General features: G+C 59.8%; 1 pseudogene. It reads left to right on the forward strand.

Annotated features, from left to right (window positions below):
* Nucleotides 1–135: 135 nt before the first annotated feature.
* Nucleotides 136–1,359: pseudogene (locus CHF16_RS39140) on the forward strand (IS4 family transposase); the annotation flags it as partial.
* Nucleotides 1,360–1,568: the final 209 nt, after the last annotated feature.

Consider the following 1,568-nt stretch of genomic DNA (forward strand, 5'->3'; position numbering starts at 1 on the left):
CAATGCCGTTAAATTAGCCTGACCGTCAGGGTGTTATCCACATATCCACAGGCGTCGCAGGTCCATGTGGAGTTCGTGAAAGCGATTGAAGCCTCGCTTGCGGAGGCATATGTTGCCGATGTGCCTGATGCTTCGATGACCGAGAGTCCTGTGTGTGAATCCCTTACGGACCGGATCGGGCTTGGGGTGCTGACCCGCCTTGTGCCTCGCGAGCTCGCCGAGGAGGTCGTGGTCTCTGTCGGCAGGAAAGAGCAGCGAAATAGTAAGCTGCCGGCGCGCGTGGTGGTCTATTTCGTTATGGCCATGACTCTTTTCTACGGTGAGAGCTACGAGGAGGTTATGCGTAAGCTCGTCGATGGGTTGCGTTATATGGGCACGTGGCGCCGCGGTTGGAGTATGCCGACTTCTGCGGCGTTGTGCCAGGCGCGTCAGCGGCTGGGTGCCGAGGTCATGCGGGAGTTGTACGAGCGTGTGGCGGTTCCGTGCGCGATGCGGTCAACGAAGGGCGCCTGGGCGGGAGGGCGCAGACTGATGGCCCTGGACGGTTTTGGCATGGAAGCCCCCGACACTCCCGAGAACGCCGCCCACTTCGGTTATAAGAAGAAGAGCGAACGGTGCGCATTCCCTCACGTGAACATCGTGGGCCTGGCCGAGTCGGGAACACATGCCGTGGTCGCCGCAGAGATCGGACGCGACGGCGAGGGAGAAAGGACCCTCGCCGACCGCGTCCTCGCCTCGGGCGCGGTTGAAGGGGACATGCTGATCACGGCCGACGCGGGTCTGTACAGCTACGAGCGTCTCCGGCTGGTTCTTGATGCGGGCGCCGATGCCCTTTTCCGTGTCGGAGCGAGCCTCGATCTGCCTTTGCTGAAATGGTTTCCTGATGGCTCATATCTGTCATACATCGCAGACCCGAGCAAGAAGAGAAGGGCAACGACGAAGCTCCGTAGCGGGGAGTTGAAGATCACCGACCTTCCGGGGGAGTACGTACGCGTCGTCGACTACCAAATCCCCGACAGAAGGGACAACGGCGAGCTGATCACGCTCGTCACCAATGTCCTCGATCCGATCGGACTTACCGCAGTGGACCTCGCTGCCGCCTATCACGAGCGCTGGGAAATAGAGACACTGATCGACGAGATCAAGACACATCAGCGCGGCCCGGCGACCATCCTGCGATCACGGAAGCCGGAGATGGTCGAACAGGAGATATGGGGGCTGCTGCTCACTCATTATGGGATACGTCAACTCATGTGCGAGGCCGCAGACCAGGCCGAACTGGATCCGGATCGCCTCTCATTCGTTCGCTCCATACGAGTGGTCCGCCGCCAGGTCTCAAGCCAGGCGGCTTTTTCCCCCTCAACTCCTCAAGGAGAAGATCCAGGAGGTGTTGGACGAGATCACCGAACGACCAAATCTTGAAAGACGGCAGCGCACCTGTCCTCGCAAGCTGAAACGCGCACGGCACAACTCATACCGAGTTAAACGTGAGACGGACGAGAACATCACCCACGACTCGCCGGCCACGATCCGATTGATCTGCCCAGCAGCTTAATTTAACGGCATTG

Source organism: Actinomadura meyerae, from assembly GCF_900188445.1.
In the GTDB taxonomy this organism is placed as follows: Bacteria; Actinomycetota; Actinomycetes; order Streptosporangiales; family Streptosporangiaceae; genus Spirillospora; species Spirillospora meyerae.